The sequence below is a fragment of the Bradyrhizobium sp. genome, assembly GCF_027451485.1.
Taxonomy (GTDB): Bacteria; Pseudomonadota; Alphaproteobacteria; order Rhizobiales; family Xanthobacteraceae; genus Bradyrhizobium.
In genome coordinates this window covers 1-21,284 of record NZ_DAIDJE010000197.1, presented here as the reverse complement: position 1 = coordinate 21,284, position 21,284 = coordinate 1, and the positions used below count along the sequence as shown (strand labels likewise).

The following is a 21,284-nucleotide window of genomic DNA, read 5'->3' as shown; positions in this document are numbered from 1 at the left end:
GCTGGAACCTGACCGCCGCGATGTATGACGAAATCAACACGGAGAATCGGGTTACCCATTACACCACGGGTAATATCTTCCACGCCGACTTCACCGCCACCAAGACCATCGGCAAGTGGACCTTCGGTCCTGTCGCCTACTACGTCGGTCAGATCACCGATGACTCCTGCCCCGTCAGTTGTGCCGCACTTGGCGGCAGCACCTTGGGTCACGTGCAGAGATACGATGAATGGGCGGTCGGTGGCCTGATCGGATATGATTTCGGGCCGGCGAGCGTCTCGGTTTGGGCAACGCAGGAAGTCTACGCCCACGGACGGAACGACGCAGCCTTGGCGGCGACCGGCAACGATCCTTCTCTGATGGCACAGGGCATGACGGTCTTCGCGACCCTCAGCTATCGGCTCTGGGCGCCTGAGGAGCCGGCAAAGGCCCCGATGTTCCACAAGTAAGGACGATCGACTAACGTTCTGACGTAACAAGGCCCCCTTCCGAGAGATCGGGAGGGGGCCTTTCCTTTTTTGGCCTGTGGCGGAAGCGCCGCACGCATGGAGAGCATCGGCCGCTTATCCGAAGCTTTCCAGATGCGAATGGAAGTTGTGCCCGAGCTAATCCAGACTGCCGCGATGCAGGTCGGCCTGGATTTGCAGTCGCGTTCCGCCGCCAAAGCGGGCACGATAGACCTGCAGGTTCTCGATGATCCGCTGCACGTAATTCCGCGTCTCCGAGAACGGGATGAGTTCGACCCAGTCGACGGCATCGACCCTGGGATCGCGCGGATCGCCGTAGCGCTCGATCCATTTTCTGACGCTGCCGCGGCCGGCGTTGTAGGCCGCAAAGGTCATGATGTAGGAGCCGCGGTAATCGCTGAGCAGGCCGCCAAGCTCGGCGGCCCCCAGTGCGGCGTTGTAGACGGGATCGGTTTTCATCCGGGTGAGGTCGAAGCTGGTGCCGTACTTCTTGCAGACATACCGGCCGGCTTCCGGCGTCACCTGCAATAAGCCGTAGGCTTGGGCAGGCGAGACGACCGCCGGATTGAAGGCGCTCTCCTGCCGGGCGATAGCATAGATGATGCTCGGTTCGACTTCGGGGCCGATTGACCTGAACGGGGGAATTCCCGTCACCGGATAGGCGTAGAAGTCGAACGGTAGCCCGCGATTGAGCGCGGCCTTTCCCATCAACAGCATGCCGCGGGCATCGCCATAGCGCGCGGCCACTTCGCCGAGCCCAACCAGCGCGTCGGCATCGCCGTTCTCGCCCATGTCGGCAAAAATCGGTACGGCGATCTCGCCTTCGCCGAGTTCGAACAAGAGCTGCACAGCGCGCACGATCTCGAGTCGCTCGACGCCGCGGCCACGCGCGCTGGGCGGCCCGTTCAGCGCGAGCTGAGGCAATCCGAGCTTGGCGCGGGCGAGCTGTCCATAATAGCTGGTCGATTGTTCGGCTGCGGCCGCGTAGGCGGCGCGCGCCTCCTGCATGTGGCCGGCAGCTTCCGCCGCCCGTCCCTGCCAATAGCCGGCGCGCGCCAGCGTCGTCGGATTGGCGCTCCCGACCCCGATCCGGGCAAAATGTTGCGCCGCGGTCGCCGGATCGTTGAGGAAGCGCAGGGCGATCCAACCTGCGGTGAATTCCTGCTCGGTCTTATAGATGTCGCGCGATGGCAGTGCCGCATCGCGCGCGATCAGATAGGCGGTGCGGTATTCGCCGACGTCGATCATCTTGCGGGCCATGAGCCGCCGCTCGACCCACCACTCGTCGAGGTTATAGAGCCGGCCCGGATCCCGGGGCGCGCTCATCATCAACTGGGCGGCCTCGGCAAATTTCTCTTCCCGCCGCAAAACCTGAATCTTACTGAAGATATAGCCAGGATCGTTGTGCAATTCATACGGCACCGCCTCCAGCAGCGCGCGGCTGTTGGGGGCCTTGCGATAAGTCGCAATCCGGGCCTTGGCCAGCGCCACTTCGCCGCTGCCGAGCCGCCTGGCCGCACGCAGGGCGATTTCGTGCTCGCTGCCGTACAGGAAACGGTCCATCCGGGCCTTCTGATCGCCGGGCGTGATCAGCGCCCCGAACAGATCGAGCGCCGCATTTTCGGTTTCCTCCGACATGGTGTCGTTGCGCCAGGCATCGCGCACCAAGCGCTCGGCATTAGCCCGGTCGCCACGCGCGATCATGACCCGCGCCAGCGAGAATTTGCCCTTGGCCGAAATCGGCGATTCGTTCTCGAACCACGACCAGACAGTCGCGTCGTCGCGGCGATCATCCCATAAAGCGGCCTCAAGCCGTCGCCGCAGGAAGGTCTGCGACGGCCAACTCGGATTAGCGGCAATGAAGGCGCGGTAGCGTTCGACGGACGCGCCATTATCGTCGCTGCGCAGGATGATCCACTCGGCGAGCTTCCTGGCAAGCGGATCGGAGATCGAGGCTTCAGCCTGGCTCGCGTCGGCCGGCTTGTGCCTGCGCACGAGGTCAATGACATTCTCGAGCGTTTCCTTGTCGGCGGCAGAGGTCGAGGATGTGGCCGCGACCGCAGCAGGCACCGCCGGCTTGCGGGCGGAGGGCGGTGGTAGCGCGGCATGCTGCCGCGTCGCGGGAACGAGCGCGGGGCTGGGTGCGACCGGTGTTACCCTCATCGCCGCCTTGGAAGCCGCTTTACCCTTGGCTTTGTCGGCTGTCTTGTCCGGCTTCCTTTCGGTTTTCTTTTCGGCCTTCTCGGCTTTCTTCTCGGTCTTTTTCTCAGTCTTCCTTTCGGTCTCCTTCTTTTCGGCCTCTTTTTTGGTCTCCTTTTCCTTCTTTTCGGCCTTTTCGCTGTGCTTGTCTGGCTTCTTCTCAGCCGCCTTTTCGGTCTTTTTGGACCCGCTGTCATGGGCCGCTGGGTGCGACTTGGATGGCGGCACCGTTTCCGTCGTTTCGGTCGCAAGCGCATGCGAGCCGAGGACGAATGCCAGCACGGTTGCAAGCGTGGTTGCGATGGCTGTCGAACGCAAAGCGGCGGCGCGAGCGGCGCGGGTCACGGCATACCTCTGCGGCGAATCACGAAAGACCTCAAACTTAAGGCCTACTGATTGACTATTTGGAAAAAAGCACCCGATACGCGGGAAGAGGCTTTGTTTGTTTCATCACCGCGGCAAAATCGCGGCCATGCCCCGCCAGAGCTGCGGCCTTTCGCCAGACCGGCATACCCGGTATGAATGGGTAAAATTCGGTAATCAAACGAGCGGCGGGCCAATTCTTCCAGTTCCGGGCCGCTTTCGGAGTTAGGAGAAGTCCATGGCAGCGAAGACGAAATTCCGCGGATCCTTCACCGCCCTGGTCACGCCGTTCAAGAATGGGTCCCTGGATGAGGCGGCCTTTCGGAGCCTCGTGAACTGGCAGATTTCGGAAGGAACCCACGGTCTCGTGCCGGTAGGAACCACGGGCGAAAGCCCGACGCTGAGCCATGACGAGCATAAGCGAGTCGTGGAATGGTGCGTTGGCGAGGCGGGCGGCCGCGTTCCCGTAATCGCGGGTGCCGGGTCGAATTCCACCAAGGAGGCGATCGAACTCGCCGAGCACGCCGAGAAGGCGGGCGCTGACGCGGTTTTGGTGGTGACGCCCTACTACAACAAGCCGACCCAGGAGGGCCTCTATCAGCACTTCAAGGCGATCAACGATGCCATCGGCATTCCGATCATCATCTACAACATCCCGCCGCGTTCGGTGATCGACATGAACGTGGACACCATGGCGCGATTGTTCGAGCTCAAGAACATCGCCGGCGTCAAGGACGCAACCGCCAGCATGGTGCGGGTATCGCAGCAGCGCGCGCAGCTCGGCGAAGATTTCAACCAGCTCTCCGGCGAGGACGCCACCGTGATCGGTTACATGGCCCATGGCGGCCACGGCTGCATCTCGGTGACATCGAATGTCGCGCCGCGCCTGTGTTCGGAGTTTCACCAGGCCTGGCAGAAGGGCGATCATGCCACCGCGCTCAAGCTGCACGACAAGCTGATGCCGCTGCACACCAATCTCTTCATTGAATCCAACCCGGCGCCGATCAAGTATGCGCTGTCGCTGCTCGGCAAGATGGAGGAGACGCTGCGGCTGCCGATGGTGCCGGTCTCCGAGCCGACACGGGTTGCTGTGCGCAAGGCGATGGTCCATGCGGGATTGATCAATTGATGTTTTGACATTGATAGAGATCTGAAGAGGGGCCGATGCTGAAGGAATTCCGCGATTTCGCAATGAAGGGCAACGTCGTCGACCTCGCGGTCGCCGTAATCATCGGCGCGGCTTTCGGCGCTATCGTCAATTCGCTGGTCACCGATATCATCATGCCGATCATAGGCGCGGTGACCGGCGGACTCGATTTCTCCAATTATTTTCTGCCGCTGTCCGCGAAAGTCACGGCTTCCAACCTGGCTGACGCCAAGAAGCAGGGCGCCGTATTGGCCTGGGGTAACTTCCTCACCCTGACGCTAAACTTCCTGATCATCGCCTTCGTGCTGTTCATCGTCATCCGCATCATGAACACACTCATGCGCAAGGAAGCGGCCGCTCCGCCGGCGCCGCCGAAGCCGACTCCTGAGGTCGAGCTTTTGACCGAAATTCGCGACCTCCTGAAGAAGGGGCAGATCGGAAGTTAAAGTGGCCGAGAAGAAAGAACGTCCGATCAAGGTTATTGCCGAGAATCGCAAGGCCCGTTTCAACTATGCCGTCGACGATACGGTCGAGGCCGGGATCGCGCTGACGGGCACCGAGGTGAAGTCGCTCCGCAGTGGCAAGTCGACCATCGCGGAATCCTACGCCGATTCCAAGAACGGCGAGATCTGGCTGATCAACGCCAATATCCCTGAATATTTGCAGGCCAACCGCTTCAATCATGAGCCGAAGCGGCCGCGCAAACTGCTTCTGCACCGCAAGCAGATCAACCGCCTGATGGGCGCGGTCGATCGCGAAGGCATGACGCTGATCCCGCTGAAGCTCTATTTCAACGAGCGCGGCCGCGCCAAGTTGCTGCTGGCGGTTGCGAAGGGCAAGAAGCTGCACGACAAGCGTGAAAGCGCGAAGAAGCGCGATTGGGGCAGGGAAAAGGGCCGCTTGATGCGGGCGCGCGGATAAAGCGCTGTTTATGGTTTGGGTACGAAGATGAACCAGAAAAGCCTGCTGGAAGTCGACTGGAGCCAGATCCCTGCGCCGCAGGATGACGGCGGCGCCGATCATCTCAAAGGCCTGAAGATCCCGCCAATCCATCTTATCGCCACCGATGATACCTCGGTCATGCTCGCTACGCTGGAGGGACGCAGCGTCTTGTTTGCCTATCCGCGCACGGGGGAACCCGGCAAGATCTCGCTGGTCGACGATTGGGACATGATCCCGGGCGCGCGGGGCTGCACGCCGCAGACCTGTTCGTTTCGTGACCTGTTTGCGGATCTCAAGGGCGCCGGCGCGCAGCATGTGTTCGGGCTCTCGACGCAGAGCAACGCCTATCAGCTTGAGATGGCCTCGCGGTTGCATTTGCCGTTCCCGGTTCTCTCCGATGCGAAGCTCGAACTGACGCGCGCTCTGAACCTGCCGACCATGGAAGTCGCCGGCCTCGTGCTGATCAAGCGGCTGGCGCTGATCATCGACGATGGCCGCATCACCCACGTCTTTTATCCGGTGTTCCCGCCTGACCGGAATGCGCCCGACGTGCTGCAATGGCTGAAGGATAATCCCCGCTAGGCCAGATCGCCGCGCACCTTCGCAAAGACGCTGCGAAACATCTCCGCCGTCAGCACGCCGGTGTTCGTGTTGTAGCGCGAGCAATGATAGCTGTCATAGAGCCTGAACCGGCCGGCCGCATAAACGGCACCGTGCGCAAACGGCACGGTTGAGGCTCGAAGTCCGAGCGCCTTCGCGGTAGTTTCGTGGGCTATGCGGCCAAGCACGACGATAGCCTCCAGCCTTGGCATATTGTCGATGGTCGAGATGAGAAACGGCCGGCAATTGGCGATCTCTGCGGGAAGCGGCTTGTTCTGGGGAGGCACGCAGCGCACGGCGTTCGCAATCTGGCAGTCGACCAGCGTCATCCCGTCGTCGGGGCGCGCCTGATAGACGCCCTTGGCGAAGCCGTACTCGATCAAGGTGGCGTAGAGCAGGTCGCCGGCATAGTCGCCCGTAAACGGACGTCCCGTGCGGTTGGCGCCCTGCAAGCCTGGCGCCAGGCCGATGATGACCACCCGTCCGTTGCGGTCCCCGAACGACGGAACCGGGGCGTTGAACCAGTCTGGCTTTTGGGCGCGGTTGGTCGCGCGGAAAGCAGCAAGCCTGGGGCAGAGCGCGCAGTTGCGGTTTGGCTCGGGGTTAGCTGGACGCGGGGTGGTCTTTGCCGGAGCGGGGCTCTTAATCGTCGAAGTCGTCGCCATCGCCCCTCGACGCTAGCGTAGTGGCCCGTTGCAGAAATTGCGGCGCATGATGGCGCGGCTCGCGGGGCGCCGGGCGTTCGGACGGGTCGCGCCCGAGCTTGGATTGCAGTTCGACGAGGTCGGTGAAGACATCAGCCTGCCGGCGCAACTCGTCGGCGATCATCGGCGGCTGGCTGGCAATCGTCGAGATTACGGTGACCCGCACACCCCGGCGCTGCACTGCTTCCACCAGCGAGCGGAAATCGCCATCGCCCGAGAACAGCACCATCTGATCGACGTGCTCGGCGAGTTCCATCGCATCAACCGCCAGCTCGATGTCCATATTGCCCTTCACCTTGCGCCGGCCGCTCGCATCGATGAATTCCTTGGTCGCCTTGGTCACGACCGTGTAGCCGTTGTAGTCGAGCCAATCGATCAGCGGGCGGATCGAGGAGTATTCCTGATCCTCGATGATGGCCGTGTAATAGAAGGCCCGGACCAACGTTCCCCGACTCTGGAACTCCTTCAGAAGGCGCTTGTAGTCGATGTCGAAGCCGAGGGTCTTGGCGGTGGCATAGAGGTTGGCGCCATCGATGAAAAGCGCGATCTTATTGGAAGCGGGTGACATTCAGAGGTCTCACAGAGTTCTCATAAGGGTTTTCCGGGTATCTTCCTGGCAGGGCTGCAGCGCTTCTCCGGATGTCTAACGATGCTGCCGAAGCCCTGCGGATGTCCAGACGCCGCCGGAAAAGATAGGTCGAAAACAACCGGAAGTGGGATTTTATCAACGCAATGAAGCGTTTTCTTGTCCGCACCGACATCGCAGCTCGAAATGCCGAGCAGTCCGTCTCTTAAAGTGGGTTATCAGAGCAAATTAGGTAGGCCAAATCACAAATTAGTCTTGCGAAACGGCCTTTGCCCCTATAATTAGCCGGCCTTAATCCACATTTTCCGTCCCCTTTTAGCGGAGCGACAGTCAATGGCTCGCGTCACCGTCGAAGATTGCATTGATAAGGTCGACAACCGGTTCGATCTGGTCCTTTTGGCCGCGCACCGCGCCCGTATGATTTCGTCGGGGTCGCAACTCACCGTGGACCGCGACAACGACAAGAACCCGGTCGTGTCGCTGCGCGAAATCGCCGATTCGACGATTTCGCCGGAGGATTTGCGCGAAGAACTCGTTCATTCCCTTCAGAAATTCGTTGAAGTCGACGAGCCCGAGCCCGATACGGTCCCATTGATTGGATCGGCCGGTGCCAGCGTCGATGCGGACGATACCGAAGTGGCCATCGAGCGCATGACCGAAGAAGAACTCCTGAAGGGTCTCGAGGGGCTTGCGCCGCCGGAAGAGCAGCCCGAAGAAGACGAGTAATCCATCTAAATTAGTTTTTAGGGATTTCGTCCCTCGACTAGTTGACCCAAGGCCCGGCGCTCGCCCGGGCCTTTTGCGTCGGGGCGTCCCTCTTATGGTTACCGTTCCTAAACCCAGGTCATCAAAACCGCGGGACGCTGTCCTGTATTTGAGCTGACGGCGGGTGGTTTCGCGGTAGACTGTCGATGTGTTCCTTCGGGCGCACCTGCCGGCAAGAGGGTGACGCAGGACTTGGGGACCCACTACATTATTATTCAATGACTTGGGACGCGGTCATCGATCGAGGGTCGCGGGTAAGAGGTGTTGACGAATGGCGTATCGGCGCCGGAGTCCGGAGCAGATGCAGGCCGCGAGTTCGATCTCGATGGCGCCGACCTCCGCTGCGCCGGTCGCCCCTGCGAGGCCGGCCAAGTCCCGCGCGCGAATGATGCGGCAATACGATCTGGTCGAACGCGTCCGTTCCTATAATCCGGACACCGACGAGGATCTCCTCAACCGCGCCTACGTCTATGCAATGAAGGCGCATGGTTCCCAGACCCGCGCCTCCGGAGATCCCTATTTCTCTCATCCCCTTGAGGTCGCAGCGATCCTGACAGACCTCAAGCTCGACGACGCCACGATCGTGGCAGCACTGCTGCACGACACCATCGAGGACACCGAGGCCACCCGCGCCGAAATCGATGCCGTGTTCGGGCAGGAGATTGGGGCGCTGGTGGAGGGCCTCACCAAACTGAAACGGCTCGAGCTCGTATCCCGCGAAGCCAAGCAGGCGGAAAACCTGCGCAAGCTCCTGCTCGCGATTTCCGACGACGTGCGCGTGCTGCTGATCAAGCTTGCCGACCGCCTGCACAACATGCGCACGCTCGAGTTCGTGCCCACAGCCTCGCGCCAGCGTATCGCCGAAGAGACGCTCGACATCTATGCGCCGCTTGCCGGCCGCATGGGCATGCAGGAAATGCGTGAGGAACTCGAGGACCTCTCATTCAAGACGCTCGATCCGGAGGCCTATACGGTAGTGCGACAGCGGCTGGATTCGCTCGCCGAGCGCAACCGCAATCTGATAGGCGAGATCGAAAGCCAGTTGTCGAACGATCTTCAGAAGAACGGCCTGCAGGCGCGCGTCTACGGCCGCCGCAAGCAGCCGTTCTCGATCTGGACCAAGATGCAGCGCAAGTCGGTCGGCTTCGAGCAGCTGTCCGACATTTTCGGCTTCCGCATCGTGCTGAAGGACGTCGAGTGCTGCTATCGCGCACTTGGCATCGTGCACACCACCTGGCCGGTGGTGCCGGGCCGCTTCAAGGACTACATCTCGACGCCCAAACAGAATGACTACCGCTCGCTCCACACCACCGTCATCGGTCCCGGCAAGCAGCGCGTTGAACTGCAAATCCGCACCGAGGAGATGGACGAAATCGCCGAGCTCGGCATTGCGGCACATGCCTTCTACAAGGACGGCCTGGGATCGCCGACCGAACGGTTGAAACGCGAATCCTCGGCCTTCGCCTGGCTGCGCCACACCATTGCGATCCTGTCCGAGAGCGCCAATCCGGAAGAGTTTCTCGAACATACCAAGCTCGAGCTTTTTCATGACCAGGTGTTCTGCTTCACACCCAAGGGCAAGCTGATCGCGCTTCCACGGCAGGCCAATGTGATCGATTTCGCTTACGCCGTGCACACCGACGTCGGCAACAGCGCCGTGGGGTGCAAGATCAACGGCAAGTTCGCACCCCTGTCGTCGGAGTTGCAGAACGGCGACGAGGTCGAGGTCTTGACCTCCGATGCGCAGTCCTCGCCGCCGTCGGCGTGGGAGTCGCTGGCGGTGACGGGCAAGGCGCGGGCGGCTATCCGGCGGGCGACGCGCACTGCCGTGCGCGACCAATATGCCGGCCTTGGCCGCCGTCTGGTCGAGCGGCTGTTTGCCCGCGCCAAGATCGAATATGCCGACGACAAGCTGAAGGGCGCGCTGCCGCGGCTGGCCCGTGCCTCGATCGAGGATGTAATGGCCGCTGTCGGCCGCGGCGAAATGAAGGCCTCCAATGTCGCGCGGGCGATGTATCCGGACTACAAGGAGGAGCGGGTCGCGCGCTATGCCGGCAAGAAGGGCGTTGCCGAGAAGCTGAAATCGCCGGGCGGGACAGCGCGGAACCTCTCGGCCATCCCGATCCGCGGCATCAATTCGGACCTGCCGGTGAAGTTTGCGCCCAATGGCGGCGCGGTGCCGGGCGACCGCATCGTCGGGATCATCTCGCCTGGCGAAGGGATCACGATCTATCCGATCCAGTCGCCCGCCTTGAAGGATTTTGAGGAACAGCCCGAACGCTGGCTCGACGTGCGCTGGGATGTCGACGAATCGACGCCGCAGCGCTTTCCGGCGCGAATCCAGGTGGACAACGTCAACGAGCCCGGAAGCCTCGCCCAGATCGCCACCGTCATCGCCGAGCACGACGGCAATATCGACAATATCCACATGGCGCGCCGCTCGCCGGATTTCACCGAACTTACTATCGATCTCGAGGTCTATGACCTCAAGCATCTGAGCGCTATTATCGCCCAGTTGCGCGCCAAGGCCGTGGTCGCACGGGTCGAGCGTGTCAATGGGTGAGGCTTTCAACCCTCATCCTGGGGAGCGATGTTGCGCCGCGTTTCGAAGGATGAAGCCTGAGCGAGGCCTCATGGATCGAGACGGCGCACGCGCTGCCTCACCATGAGGGCCATCAGCTTCATCGAGAGTTTGCAATGTCCACTGCTTCGCCGCTGCGTCTCGGAGTAAACGTCGACCACGTTGCGACCCTTCGCAATGCGCGGGGAGGGGCGCTGCCCGATCCGGTGCGCGCGGCGCTGCTCGCGATCGAGGCCGGTGCCGACGGCATCACCGCGCATTTGCGCGAGGACCGCCGCCACATCCGCGATGCGGACATGGCGCGGCTGAAAGCGGAAATCTCGAAACCTCTGAATTTCGAAATGGCGGCGACCGACGAAATGTTGGCAATCGCGCTGGCGACCAGGCCTCACGCGGTGTGTCTTGTACCCGAGCGGCGTGAGGAACTGACGACCGAGGGCGGCCTTGATGTGGTCGGGCAGCATAAGGCGCTGGCGCCGGCCATTGCGCGATTGAGCGACGGGGGCATTCGGGTGTCGCTGTTCATCGCCGCCGACCCGGCGCAGATCGAAATGGTCGCCAGGTTGCGCGCGCCGGTGATCGAGATTCACACCGGCGCCTGGTGCGATGCTGTAGCCGACGGCGACCGCGCCAAGGCCGAATCGGAATGGCAACGCATCACGGCAGGTGCCGCATTGGCGCGGGCGGCCGGTCTTGAGGTGCATGCCGGTCACGGCCTCGACTACGCGACCGCGGAAAAGATCGCCGCCCTGGGGGAGATCGCCGAGCTCAATATCGGTTACTACATGATCGGAGAGGCCTTGTTCGTTGGCCTTGCGGAAACGGTTCGCGCGATGCGGGCTGCCATGGATCGCGGACGCGGCAAAATCGCGGGGAACGGTAGGGCATGATCATCGGCATCGGGTCCGACCTGATCGATATCCGCCGTGTCGCCAAGGTCGTCGAGCGTCACGGCAATCGCTTCCTGGATCGGATTTTTACCGATGCTGAGCGCGCCAAGGCCGAACGACGCGCCAAAAACACGAACATGGTCGTGGCGACCTATGCCAAGCGATTCGCTGCCAAGGAGGCCTGCGCCAAGGCGCTCGGGACCGGTATCCGGCAGGGGGTCTGGTGGCGCGACATGGGAGTCGTCAATCTGCCCGGCGGGCGGCCCACCATGGTTCTGACGGGCGGGGCGCTTGCGCGGCTACAGGTGCTGACGCCGGTTGGCTTTGAAGCCCGAATAGATCTTAGCATTACCGACGACTGGCCTTTGGCGCAGGCCTTTGTCATCATTTCGGCCCATGATGTGCGCTGCGCCTAGGTTGCCGCGCGTGTGGTCAGTCGAAAAACTAAAATGCCATAATTTTCAATGTCTTATCAAATTTTGATTGCGCTGTTGATTGCGCCCCCCATAACAACCGTCTACAAACGGCGCTAAGATATTCGCCGCCCGAGCGGATTCGGACCGGGGTGCCGAAAGCTCGCTCGCCACATCAGAAGAGGGCATTCCCTGACGCGAAGCGAATGGCTGGTCGCGTGTGGAGGTCGTTTTTCTGCAGTGTGTTGAGTGTGGGCTGCGCCAGGAAGCAGGAAGTTTAGGGAATTGATGAGCGTGACATCCTCTACAAAATCCGAAGGCGGTCTCGGCGAGACCATCCGCGTCGTCATTCATGCCCTCCTGATCGCGCTTGTTATCCGCACCTTCCTGTTCCAGCCCTTCAACATCCCGTCGGGATCGATGAAGGCGACGCTCCTGGTCGGCGATTATCTGTTCGTTTCGAAATACTCCTATGGCTACAGCCATTATTCGTTTCCGTTTTCGCCGCCGCTGTTTTCCGGCCGCATCTTCGGCTCCTATCCGGCGCGGGGCGACGTGGTCGTTTTCCGGCCGCCCAACGACACCTCGACCGATTTCATCAAGCGCGTGATCGGCCTGCCAGGCGACCGTATCCAGATGAAAGAGGGGCTGCTCTACATCAACGGCAATCCGATCAAGCGCGAGCGCCTCAGCGATTACACCGGCGATGATCCATGCGGCCGGTCAGAGCCGGTGAAGCGTTGGAAGGAGACGCTGCCCAACGGCGTCAGTTACGAATCGCTTGATTGTGTCGATAGTCCCGGATTTCCCGACAACACCAATGTCTACGAGGTGCCGCCGGGAGATTTCTTCATGATGGGCGACAACCGCGACAATTCCAGCGACAGCCGGGTCTTTGGTTACGTGCCGTTCGAGAATCTGGTCGGCCGGGCCCAGATGATCTTTTTCTCGATTCGCGAGGGCGACAGTGCCTGGATGTTCTGGCGCTGGCCGTGGGCGGTTCGCTGGAATCGCATATTCAAACTGGTGCGATGAGCGACGACGCCTCCGATATCACCCCACTGGCATCCGGGGATGCGGGTTCGCAGATTGAAGCCGCCGGACGAGAGGCTGCGGAAAAAAAGAAACGGCCGCGGGCAAAGTCCGGCTCCAGGTCTTCGGCGGCGAAGGCCGCTACCGCTGCCGTCGAGATGCGGATCGGGCACAAGTTTGCGGACGCAGGGTTGCTGGCGACGGCGCTTACCCATGTCTCCGCGCTAAAGCCTTCGCGAAAGCGCGGCGACAGCTACCAGCGGCTGGAATTCCTTGGCGATCACGTGCTCGGGCTCATTGTCTCGGACATGCTCTATCGAGCGTTTCCGAATGCGGACGAGGGGGAGTTGTCCAAGCGGCTCGCCGATCTCGTGCGCAAGGAGAGCTGCGCCGATGTTGCGAAATCGTTGGGCCTCGTCGATGACATCAAGCTGGGCGCGGTCGGCGCGGGCGCGGGCGCACGGCTGCGCAAATCCGTGCTCGGCGACATCTGCGAGGCGGTGATCGGCGCGGTATTTCTCGACGGCGGCTATCAGGCCGCGGCGGAATTCGTCGAGCGCAACTGGACCGAGCGGATGCACAAGCTGCGGCGGCCCCTGCGCGACCCCAAGACCACGTTGCAGGAATGGGCGCAGGGCAAGGGACTGCCGACGCCGGTCTATCGCGAGATTGAACGCACCGGACCGCATCACGATCCGCAGTTCCGGATCGCGGTCGAACTGCCCGGACTGGCCGCTGCCGAAGGCGTCGGCGGCAGCAAACGCGTCGCCGAGAAGGCCGCGGCTTCCGCGATGATCGCGCGCGAGGGTGTTGGCGGCAGCGGCAATGACTGAAACGTCGCCGGGCGACTCCGTGCCCTCCGCCACGCGTTGCGGCTTTGTCGCACTGATCGGCGCGCCGAACGTCGGCAAGTCGACGCTGGTCAATGCGCTGGTCGGCTCCAAGGTCACGATCGTCTCCCGCAAGGTGCAGACCACCCGCGCCCTGATCCGTGGTATCGTGGTCGAGAACAATGCGCAGATCATCCTGGTCGATACGCCCGGTATCTTTGCGCCGAAACGGCGGCTCGACCGGGCCATGGTATCGACCGCCTGGAGCGGGGCGCATGATGCGGATCTCGTCTGCGTGCTGCTTGATGCCCGCCAGGGGCTGGACGCCGAGGCAGAAGCGATCCTCACTCGGTTGGCAGACGTGGCTCATCCGAAACTGCTCGTGATCAACAAGATCGACCTGGTTCCGCGCGAAAAGCTGCTCGCGCTCGCGAAGAGCGCCAACGAGCGTCTTGCTTTCACGCAGACCTTCATGATTTCCGCGCTCTCCGGCGATGGCGTCGGCGATTTGCGCCGTACTTTAGCGGCGATGGTGCCGCCGGGGCCATTTCATTACCCTGAGGACCAGATGTCGGACGCACCGATCCGGCAATTGGCCGCGGAAATTACGCGCGAGAAAATCTTCCAGAAGCTGCACCAGGAACTGCCGTATCGTTCCACGGTCGAGACCGACAGCTGGACCGAACGCAAGGATGGATCCGTTCGCATCGAGCAGACAATTTTCGTCGAACGCGAAAGCCAGCGAAAGATCGTGCTCGGCAAGGCCGGCGCTACCATCAGGTCGATCGGGGCGGAGGCGCGCAAAGAGATCGCCGGGATCATCGAGCAGCCGGTGCACCTGTTTCTGTTCGTGAAAGTGCGCGAGAACTGGGGCGAAGATCCCGACCGCTATCGCGAGATGGGGCTTGAGTTCCCGACCGAATGACCTTCGGAATAAACTGACAAGAATCGAGAGACTGTTGGCGCCGTCGATGAAAGTTCCGAACAACGTGGTCTGGTTCGAAGTGCTGATGTACCTGTCGCTGACGCTCGATGCGCTGTCGGTGGCATTTCAGGACCGTTCGACGATAGACGGCGATCTTCTCGCGCCGATGATCCTGGAAGCCGGATTGATCCTGCTGCTGGTCTATTTCGTCCATTTGGCGGCACAAAAGCGCAAGAACTGGCCGCGCTGGGTGCTGACGGCGCTGCTGGTACTTTCCGTGCTGTCCTTGCTGCCGGTGCTGTCCGATAACGGCCTTCAGATCGATAGCGGCATCGAAATCGTGTCCTGCATCCTGACGGCCTTTGGCCTTTATTGCTCCTATACCGGCGATGCCCGGGGCTGGTTCAATGCCTAGCGGGCCCTTGTCCCGGACGAGATGCAGCGCTTCCTTGGCGCTGCTCCTCAGGGGTGGTACCCAAACGATCTAGTGCTGCCGCGGACGCCGGGGGCGATATCCATGCGCGCGCTGGGCCCCGTCCGGGGAACGTTGCGGGTGCTGCTTGCTGCACCGTACACCCAAATCCTGTAGTCTCTGTCGCATGGAATGGACCGACGAAGGCATTGTGCTGGGGGTCAGGCGGCATGGCGAATCTTCCGCCATCGTCGAACTGCTGACGCGCGGTCACGGTCGTCACCTTGGGCTTGTTCGCGGCGGCGCCGGCAAGCGCATGCGGCCGTTGCTGCAACCCGGCAACAGCGTTACCGCGGTGTGGCGGGCGCGGCTCGATGAGCACTTGGGATATTATCTGATCGAAGGCACGCGGCTGCGCGCGGCCAAGCTGTTGGCCTCGTCGCATGCGGTCTATGGTGTGACCCATCTCGCATCGCTGGCGCGGCTCCTGCCCGAGCGCGACCCGCACGAAGATATCTATGAAATGCTCGATCACACGCTCGACGATTTCGAGGATGCGAGCGGGGCGGCGGCGCATCTGATCCGGTTTGAGCTCGCGATGCTCGCCGAACTCGGCTTCGGCCTCGATCTTGAGATTTGCGTGGCGACCGGCGCCAAGACCGATCTCATTTATGTCTCGCCGAAATCCGGCGGCGCGGTCTCGCGTAGCGCCGGCGCGCCGTTCCATGACCGGCTGTTGCGGCTGCCGGCATTTTTGCGCCAAAACGACGACGGTGCGAACGGTTGGACTGAGCAGGATCTGCGCGACGGCTTTGCCTTGACGGGGCTATTCTTGCTACGCCATGTGCTGGAGCCGCGGGGCCAAGGGCATTCCGATGCGAGAGACGGTTTTATCAACGCCGTGACCCGTCCCCGCACCAAGCTCGCAGTTTCGTAACGCCACCCGGCGGCCTAAATTGGACCACTGATTCGCGGAAAGACCCGCTTTTTCTAGCCTACCTGTACCGGATACCTGCTTCCCATGGGAAAACGAACACCTCCGCCCGAACCGGCCGAAGTTCATGAGGTCATGCTGCGCGATGCGCTCGAGGAGCGCTATCTCGCCTATGCGCTCTCGACCATCATGCACCGCGCACTGCCGGACGCCCGCGACGGCCTTAAGCCGGTGCACCGGCGCATCCTTTATGGCATGCGGCTGCTCAACCTCAATCCGGGTGGTGTTCCGAAGAAGTCGGCCAAGATCGTCGGCGAGGTGATGGGTTCGTACCATCCCCACGGCGATCAGGCGATCTATGACGCAATGGTGCGTCTGGCGCAGAATTTCAACTCGCGCTACCCGCTGGTCGACGGCCAGGGCAATTTCGGAAATATCGACGGCGATAACCCGGCCGCGATGCGCTACACCGAGGCGCGGCTGACCGATGTCGCCCGGCTGTTGCTCGAAGGCATCGACGAAGACGCCGTCGAGCTCAAGCCTACGTACGACAACAGCGGCAAGGAACCATCGGTTCTTCCCGGCGGCTTTCCGAATTTGCTGGCGAACGGCGCGCAGGGCATCGCTGTCGGCATGGCGACCTCAATCCCGCCGCACAATGCCGCCGAGCTCTGCGACGCAGCGCTGCATCTGATCGAAAAGCCCGAAGCGAAATCGAAGGCGCTTCTGAAGTGGGTCAAGGGCCCGGACTTTCCGACCGGCGGCATCGTCGTCGATTCCAAGGAAGCCATCACAGAAGCCTACGTCACCGGCCGCGGTTCCTTCCGCGTCCGAGCCAGATGGAAACAGGAAGAGGGCGCACGAGGCACCTGGGTGATCGTGATCACCGAGATTCCCTGGCTGGTGCAGAAGTCGCGGCTGGTCGAGAAGATCGCCGAGCTTCTGAACGAGAAAAAGTTGCCGCTGGTCGGCGATGTCCGCGATGAATCGGCAGAAGACATTCGTCTGGTGATCGAGCCGAAGTCGCGCGCGGTCGATCCGGAACTGCTGATGGAATCGCTGTTCCGCCTGACCGAGCTGGAAAGCCGGATTCCGCTGAACCTCAATGTGCTGGTGAAGGGACGTATCCCGAAGGTCGTTGGCCTGGCCGAGTGCCTGAAGGAATGGCTGGATCATCTGCGTGAAGTGCTGATCCGACGCTCCAACTATCGCAAGGAGCAGATTGAACATCGGCTCGAAGTGCTCGGCGGCTACCTGATCGCATATCTCAACCTCGACAAGGTGATCAAGATCATCCGCACCGAGGACGAGCCGAAGCCGGAGCTGATCAAGACATTCAAGCTGACGGAGATCCAGGCCGAGGCCATCCTCAACATGCGCCTGCGTAACCTGCGCAAGCTGGAAGAGATGGAGATCCGCGGCGAGGATAAGGATCTTCGGAACGAGCTGAAGGGCATCAAGGGGCTTCTGGGCTCGGAAGCCGAGCAGTGGAAGAAGGTTAGCGAACAGGTCGGGAAAGTCCGCGACATGTTCGGGCCCAAAACGGCGCTCGGCAAACGCCGCACGCAATTCGCCGACGCTCCCGAGCATGACCTTGCTGCGATCGAAGAAGCTTTTGTCGAGCGCGAGCCGGTGACGGTCGTGATCTCCGACAAGGGATGGGTGCGCACACTCAAGGGCCACGTCGCCGATCTCTCTGGCCTCGCCTTCAAGACCGATGACAAGCTGGGTCAGGCGTTCTTCGCCGAAACGACCTCGAAGCTGCTGCTGTTTGCCACCAACGGCAAATTCTATTCGCTCGATGTCGCCAAACTGCCGGGCGGCCGCGGCCATGGCGAACCGATCCGCATGTTCATCGATCTCGATCAGGATGCGGCGGTTGTTTCCACCTTCGTCAACAAGGGCGGACGCAAGTTCCTGATCGCAAGCCAGGAAGGGCAGGGCTTCATCGTCAATGAGGACGATTGCGTTTCCACCACCCGCAAGGGCAAGCAGATCCTCAACGTCGAGATGCCGAACGAGGCGCGCGCGATCGCTACCGTCGTCGGAGACCGGGTGGCGGTGATCGGTACCAACCACAAGATGGTGGTCTTCCCGATCGATCAGGTGCCGGAGATGGCGCGCGGCCGCGGGGTGCGGCTGCAGAAATACACCAGTGCCTCGCTGTCGGACGTTACCGTCTTCGACTCCAAGGCGGGCTTGACCTGGCGGGATTCCGCCGGCCGCGAACAGAGCCTGACGACCAAGGACTTGTCGGACTGGTACGGCAACCGTGCCGATGCCGGGCGCCTGGCGCATGGCCTGCCGAAATCGAACAAGTTTGGCAAGGCGGTGGAATAAAGGTGGGCGGGCGGCACGGTCAGTTCCCCGCCGGATCGGCAAGCTGCCGCGATAGATATCAGTCGCTCGCAGCTCCAGTCGCCGATTGGGCCGAATTCGGCCGCAGCAGAAGAAGGGCCGCGAGAGCCGAGAGGCTGAGCGCCGACGAGACGATCAGGACCTTGATGCCGATCTGGTCGATCAGCAGTCCGAATGCGAGCGGTGCCGCCGCCTGCGCCATCCGCGCCGGCGCGCCGATCAGGCCGAGCCGATAGCCGTAATCCCTGGGACCGAAGATCGCGAGCGGAAGCGTTCCGCGGGCGATCGTCAGGATGCCGTTGCCCATACCGAAAAAAATCGCAAACGGGCCGGCGGCCGTGCCGCCGGCGATGCTGAGGATCACGGCGCCGATCGGGTGGGTGAGGCAGGCGAGCCGCGTCGAGAGCAAGGGGTGGTAGCGCTTGAGAAGCGTTGCTTCGAGAATGCGCGCGAACACTTGCGCCGGACCGAACAGGGCGCCCGCCGCAACCGCCTGCACGGCGGTCGCGCCGCCGGCCTCGAGAATGCGCGGCATATGAGCCGCCATCGCGCCCGTCACGGTCCACCCCGCTGCAAATGTAAACGCCAGCAGGATCATGGTGCGATCGATTGGAACATGCGGTTTGACCGCTTTGGCGGCAGCGGCCCTTGCGCCTGCAATCTTTGGAAGCATGAAGTAATTGAGCGGCAGCCCGATCAGCATATGAGCAGCCGCCCATGCAAAACATGTGTCGCGCCAGCCGATATGGTCGAGCCCGAACGCGGTCAGCGGCCAACCAACCGTGGAAGCGAAGCCCGCCATCAATGTGATCCCGGTGATCGGGCCGCGCGCCGCATTGCCATAGATGCGCCCCAGGGCCGCGAAGGCTGCATCGTACAGGCCATAGCCCATGCCGACGCCGAGCAGGATCCACGCCGCAATCAGCACGGGAATCGAATGGCAGAAGCCGAGCAGGACCAAACCGGCCGCGATGCTGAGGTTGGAGGTGCACAGCACCGGCCGGCCGCCAAACAGGTCGATTTGCCGGCCGATCCGCGGTCCCAGCAGTGCGGAGATCACGAGCGCGGCCGAGAAAGCGGCAAATATCCAGTTGGCGGACATGCCGAGATCGCGCCCGATCGGATCGGCGAGGATGGCGGGCAGGTAGTAGCTCGATGCCCACGCCAGCGTCTGCGTCGTGCCCAGCGCCAGAATGATCGGAAGTTGCCGGGTCGTTTGCTCAGAGGCCATCGATATTCCCGAAACGCGTCATTCTCACTTGTCGCGCCTTGTTTTTCATCCGAACATTTGCAGTGTCGGTGGCGGGCGCGTCAACACTTGACGCTGCACGCGTCTCCCTCGCGGCGGCATAGGAAAAACACGCATGAGCGTCACGATCTATCATAATCCCTCCTGCGGCACTTCGCGCAATACGCTGGCCATGATCCGCCAGAGCGGTGAGGAGCCGGAAATCATCGAATATCTGAAAACGCCGCCGGATCGCGCGACGCTAAAGGGATTGATCAGGGCGATGGGAATTCCGGTTCGCGCGCTGCTGCGCGAGAAGGGCACACCCTATGCCGAACTCAACCTCGCCGATCCCAAGTGGAGCGATGACGAGTTGATCGACTTCATGCTGGCCGAGCCGATCCTGATCAACCGCCCGATTGTCGTCACACCCAAGGGTACGCGACTCTGCCGGCCCTCGGAAGCGGTGCTGGATCTGCTCGACAATCCCGTGACGTCGTTTGTCAAGGAGGACGGCGAGAAGGTCAGGCGCGCATAGGGTGGGCGTCCGCTCTTTCTTGCGTCACGATGTCGGGGCATACTCGCACCATGGAAATTGCCACCCGTGTCGGGTTGATGAACTGGGTGGTCGGCCAAGGCCTCACCGGCCTCTCCGAAAACGACCTGATACGCGGCTTTTGCGAGCGCTGCTGCGCGGCAGGCCTCGATCTGTCGCGCAGCATGGTCTTTATCGACACGCTGCACCCGATCTTTGAGGGGCGCGGATTTCGCTGGAACGATTCCGAGAGCAACGAGAGCGACCGGTTCGAATATGGTCCGACCGGCGATAACGATGAAGGATGGCGCCGCTCGGTATTCTACCACATGCTCGAACAGGGGCATGATGAGCTTCCGCTCGACCTTGCCGATCCGGCCGTGCACGGATTCTCGAGGGTTCCCGAGCTCGTGCAGAACGGCCATCGGCATATGCTGAGCTTCGTCCACCGTTTTGGCGAGACCGGGGCGCTCGGACAGATGGACTGTTTCTATTCCTACTGGCTGACCCGGCGCGCTGAAAGATTTTCCGAAAGCGAGTTGGCCGCCCTGCGCGACCTGGTGCCGGCGCTCGGTCTCGTCATCAAATCGGCGCAGCAGGTCGATATCGTCCGAACCTTGGGCCGCGTCTATTTGGGGCGCGATGCATCCGAGCGGGTCCTGCACGGAAAAATATCGCGCGGCGTCACCGAGCAGATCAAAGCCGTCCTGTGGTACTCGGACCTCCGCGGATCGACCGCGATCGCCGAAAGCATTTCTCCCGACGAGATCATCCCGTTCCTCAACGACTATGCCCAGGCCGCCATCGGCGCGATCCATGATGCCGGCGGCGACGTGCTGAAGCTGATCGGCGATGGCGTGCTGGCGATGTTCACCGGCGACCATCTGAGCCACGCCAAGCGCGCAGCCCTGAGCGCCGAGCACCGCTTTCGCCTCAACATGATCGCGCTCAATGCCAGCCGGGGCGCCGAGGGAAGGGCAGTCACCTCGGCCTATGTCGGCCTGCATGTCGGCGAGGTGTTCTACGGCAATATCGGCCATGAGGACCGGCTGGACTTCACCGTCGTGGGGCCGGCGGTCAACGAAGTCAGCCGCATCGCCTCGATGTGCCGCTCGGTTGACCGCGACCTGCTTGTATCGGCGGCGTTCCGCGACGGCCTCGACACAGCCGGGCGGCACTATCTGGTGTCGACGGGCCGTTTCGCATTGCGCGGCATCGGGCGCGCGCAGGATCTCTACACACTCGAGCCGGCGATCGCGACCGATGAAGTTCTCGCCGGACGATACGAGCGGTACCTGAAAGGCTAGCTGGAGCAGGGAGGGAGCTTTAACTCCAACCGCGACGAGCGTGCGCTTCTTCTCCCCGCCTGCGGG

Annotated in this window: 21 protein-coding genes; 17 read left to right on the top strand and 4 right to left on the bottom strand. The window is 62.0% G+C overall.

All coding sequences use genetic code 11. The features are described 5' to 3' along the window. Window positions 1–449: transporter (locus NEZ08_RS23070; protein WP_298112266.1), on the top strand; the 449-nt coding region annotated here is incomplete at its 5' end. 156 nt (window positions 450–605) lie between these two features. Here NEZ08_RS23070 and NEZ08_RS23065 read toward each other — a convergent pair. Further along, window positions 606–3,011, bottom strand: a complete 2,406-nt coding sequence (locus NEZ08_RS23065; protein ID WP_298112264.1) for a lytic transglycosylase domain-containing protein — start codon at window positions 3,009–3,011, stop codon at window positions 606–608. A 256-nt stretch (window positions 3,012–3,267) separates the two neighbouring features. On the opposite strand from NEZ08_RS23065, the gene dapA reads away from it, so the two are divergent. From dapA to NEZ08_RS23045, 4 genes are read left to right on the top strand one after another with little or no spacing between them, the layout of a single operon-like run. Then, on the top strand, window positions 3,268–4,158 hold the full coding sequence (gene dapA / locus NEZ08_RS23060) for a 4-hydroxy-tetrahydrodipicolinate synthase (protein ID WP_298112261.1): 891 nt from the start codon (window positions 3,268–3,270) through the stop codon (window positions 4,156–4,158). 35 nt (window positions 4,159–4,193) lie between these two features. Continuing rightward, complete coding sequence (gene mscL / locus NEZ08_RS23055) at window positions 4,194–4,622, top strand: large conductance mechanosensitive channel protein MscL (protein ID WP_298112258.1); 429 nt, start codon at window positions 4,194–4,196, stop codon at window positions 4,620–4,622. A 1-nt stretch (window position 4,623) separates the two neighbouring features. After that, complete coding sequence (gene smpB, locus NEZ08_RS23050) at window positions 4,624–5,097, top strand: SsrA-binding protein SmpB (RefSeq protein WP_298112256.1); 474 nt, start codon at window positions 4,624–4,626, stop codon at window positions 5,095–5,097. Window positions 5,098–5,124: 27 nt separating this feature from the next. Further along, window positions 5,125–5,700, top strand: a complete 576-nt coding sequence (locus NEZ08_RS23045) for a peroxiredoxin (RefSeq protein ID WP_298112254.1) — start codon at window positions 5,125–5,127, stop codon at window positions 5,698–5,700. Here the strand turns inward: NEZ08_RS23045 and NEZ08_RS23040 are convergent. Next, the gene (locus NEZ08_RS23040; protein WP_298112251.1) at window positions 5,697–6,383 is read right to left on the bottom strand and encodes a uracil-DNA glycosylase; all 687 of its coding nucleotides are present in this window, start codon (window positions 6,381–6,383) and stop codon (window positions 5,697–5,699) included. The genes NEZ08_RS23045 and NEZ08_RS23040 overlap by 4 nt on opposite strands. Beyond that, window positions 6,361–6,990 (bottom strand): NYN domain-containing protein, encoded by a 630-nt coding sequence (locus NEZ08_RS23035; RefSeq protein WP_298112248.1) that lies wholly within the window; start codon window positions 6,988–6,990, stop codon window positions 6,361–6,363. The genes NEZ08_RS23040 and NEZ08_RS23035 overlap by 23 nt, the downstream gene beginning before the upstream one ends. Before the next feature lie 351 nt (window positions 6,991–7,341). Between NEZ08_RS23035 and rpoZ the strand changes: the two genes are divergently transcribed. The 10 genes from rpoZ (at window position 7,342) to parC (ending at window position 18,130) form a co-directional block, all read left to right on the top strand. Further along, window positions 7,342–7,734 carry a DNA-directed RNA polymerase subunit omega gene (gene rpoZ, locus NEZ08_RS23030; protein WP_044542538.1) on the top strand — a complete coding sequence of 131 codons (393 nt, stop codon included), beginning with the start codon at window positions 7,342–7,344 and terminating at the stop codon, window positions 7,732–7,734. 310 nt (window positions 7,735–8,044) lie between these two features. Beyond that, complete coding sequence (locus tag NEZ08_RS23025) at window positions 8,045–10,336, top strand: bifunctional (p)ppGpp synthetase/guanosine-3',5'-bis(diphosphate) 3'-pyrophosphohydrolase (RefSeq protein ID WP_298112240.1); 2,292 nt, start codon at window positions 8,045–8,047, stop codon at window positions 10,334–10,336. Between the two features lie 134 nt (window positions 10,337–10,470). Further along, window positions 10,471–11,244: a pyridoxine 5'-phosphate synthase gene (locus NEZ08_RS23020; RefSeq protein WP_298112238.1), complete on the top strand. Its 774-nt coding sequence runs from the start codon at window positions 10,471–10,473 to the stop codon at window positions 11,242–11,244. Continuing rightward, window positions 11,241–11,660: a holo-ACP synthase gene (gene acpS, locus NEZ08_RS23015; RefSeq protein WP_298112236.1), complete on the top strand. Its 420-nt coding sequence runs from the start codon at window positions 11,241–11,243 to the stop codon at window positions 11,658–11,660. Before NEZ08_RS23020 ends, acpS begins: the two co-directional genes overlap by 4 nt. A 285-nt stretch (window positions 11,661–11,945) precedes the next feature. Beyond that, complete coding sequence (gene lepB / locus NEZ08_RS23010; protein ID WP_298112234.1) at window positions 11,946–12,692, top strand: signal peptidase I; 747 nt, start codon at window positions 11,946–11,948, stop codon at window positions 12,690–12,692. After that, on the top strand, window positions 12,689–13,522 hold the full coding sequence (rnc, locus tag NEZ08_RS23005) for a ribonuclease III (RefSeq protein WP_298112232.1): 834 nt from the start codon (window positions 12,689–12,691) through the stop codon (window positions 13,520–13,522). Before lepB ends, rnc begins: the two co-directional genes overlap by 4 nt. Further along, window positions 13,515–14,444 (top strand): GTPase Era, encoded by a 930-nt coding sequence (gene era / locus NEZ08_RS23000; RefSeq protein WP_298112230.1) that lies wholly within the window; start codon window positions 13,515–13,517, stop codon window positions 14,442–14,444. Before rnc ends, era begins: the two co-directional genes overlap by 8 nt. Window positions 14,445–14,490: 46 nt before the next feature. Further along, complete coding sequence (locus NEZ08_RS22995; protein WP_298112228.1) at window positions 14,491–14,859, top strand: hypothetical protein; 369 nt, start codon at window positions 14,491–14,493, stop codon at window positions 14,857–14,859. Between the two features lie 184 nt (window positions 14,860–15,043). Continuing rightward, the gene (recO, locus tag NEZ08_RS22990; RefSeq protein WP_298112225.1) at window positions 15,044–15,793 is read left to right on the top strand and encodes a DNA repair protein RecO; all 750 of its coding nucleotides are present in this window, start codon (window positions 15,044–15,046) and stop codon (window positions 15,791–15,793) included. Between the two features lie 84 nt (window positions 15,794–15,877). Beyond that, entirely contained in the window at window positions 15,878–18,130 is a 2,253-nt protein-coding gene (gene parC, locus NEZ08_RS22985) for a DNA topoisomerase IV subunit A (RefSeq protein WP_298112222.1), read from the top strand. Between the two features lie 58 nt (window positions 18,131–18,188). Here the strand turns inward: parC and NEZ08_RS22980 are convergent, their stop codons facing one another. Beyond that, window positions 18,189–19,379, bottom strand: coding sequence for an MFS transporter (locus tag NEZ08_RS22980; RefSeq protein WP_298112219.1), 1,191 nt, complete (start codon window positions 19,377–19,379; stop codon window positions 18,189–18,191). 133 nt (window positions 19,380–19,512) lie between these two features. Between NEZ08_RS22980 and arsC the strand changes: the two genes are divergently transcribed. Both arsC and NEZ08_RS22970 read left to right on the top strand, forming a co-directional pair. Beyond that, window positions 19,513–19,914, top strand: coding sequence for an arsenate reductase (glutaredoxin) (arsC, locus tag NEZ08_RS22975; RefSeq protein ID WP_298112217.1), 402 nt, complete (start codon window positions 19,513–19,515; stop codon window positions 19,912–19,914). A gap of 50 nt (window positions 19,915–19,964) precedes the next feature. Then, window positions 19,965–21,218: an adenylate/guanylate cyclase domain-containing protein gene (locus NEZ08_RS22970; RefSeq protein WP_298112215.1), complete on the top strand. Its 1,254-nt coding sequence runs from the start codon at window positions 19,965–19,967 to the stop codon at window positions 21,216–21,218. Window positions 21,219–21,284: the final 66 nt, after the last annotated feature.

Bases quoted from the DNA above. Each gene is read 5' to 3' on its own strand.
- dapA (WP_298112261.1), top strand. From the start codon at position 3,268: ATGGCAGCGAAGACGAAATTCCGCGGATCCTTCACCGCCCTGGTCACG.
- mscL (WP_298112258.1), top strand. From the start codon at position 4,194: ATGCTGAAGGAATTCCGCGATTTCGCAATGAAGGGCAACGTCGTCGAC.
- NEZ08_RS23045 (WP_298112254.1), top strand. From the start codon at position 5,125: ATGAACCAGAAAAGCCTGCTGGAAGTCGACTGGAGCCAGATCCCTGCG.
- NEZ08_RS23040 (WP_298112251.1), bottom strand. From the start codon at position 6,383: ATGGCGACGACTTCGACGATTAAGAGCCCCGCTCCGGCAAAGACCACC.
- NEZ08_RS23035 (WP_298112248.1), bottom strand. From the start codon at position 6,990: ATGTCACCCGCTTCCAATAAGATCGCGCTTTTCATCGATGGCGCCAAC.
- rpoZ (WP_044542538.1), top strand. From the start codon at position 7,342: ATGGCTCGCGTCACCGTCGAAGATTGCATTGATAAGGTCGACAACCGG.
- NEZ08_RS23025 (WP_298112240.1), top strand. From the start codon at position 8,045: ATGGCGTATCGGCGCCGGAGTCCGGAGCAGATGCAGGCCGCGAGTTCG.
- NEZ08_RS23020 (WP_298112238.1), top strand. From the start codon at position 10,471: ATGTCCACTGCTTCGCCGCTGCGTCTCGGAGTAAACGTCGACCACGTT.
- acpS (WP_298112236.1), top strand. From the start codon at position 11,241: ATGATCATCGGCATCGGGTCCGACCTGATCGATATCCGCCGTGTCGCC.
- lepB (WP_298112234.1), top strand. From the start codon at position 11,946: ATGAGCGTGACATCCTCTACAAAATCCGAAGGCGGTCTCGGCGAGACC.
- rnc (WP_298112232.1), top strand. From the start codon at position 12,689: ATGAGCGACGACGCCTCCGATATCACCCCACTGGCATCCGGGGATGCG.
- era (WP_298112230.1), top strand. From the start codon at position 13,515: ATGACTGAAACGTCGCCGGGCGACTCCGTGCCCTCCGCCACGCGTTGC.
- NEZ08_RS22995 (WP_298112228.1), top strand. From the start codon at position 14,491: ATGAAAGTTCCGAACAACGTGGTCTGGTTCGAAGTGCTGATGTACCTG.
- recO (WP_298112225.1), top strand. From the start codon at position 15,044: ATGGAATGGACCGACGAAGGCATTGTGCTGGGGGTCAGGCGGCATGGC.
- parC (WP_298112222.1), top strand. From the start codon at position 15,878: ATGGGAAAACGAACACCTCCGCCCGAACCGGCCGAAGTTCATGAGGTC.
- NEZ08_RS22980 (WP_298112219.1), bottom strand. From the start codon at position 19,379: ATGGCCTCTGAGCAAACGACCCGGCAACTTCCGATCATTCTGGCGCTG.
- arsC (WP_298112217.1), top strand. From the start codon at position 19,513: ATGAGCGTCACGATCTATCATAATCCCTCCTGCGGCACTTCGCGCAAT.
- NEZ08_RS22970 (WP_298112215.1), top strand. From the start codon at position 19,965: ATGGAAATTGCCACCCGTGTCGGGTTGATGAACTGGGTGGTCGGCCAA.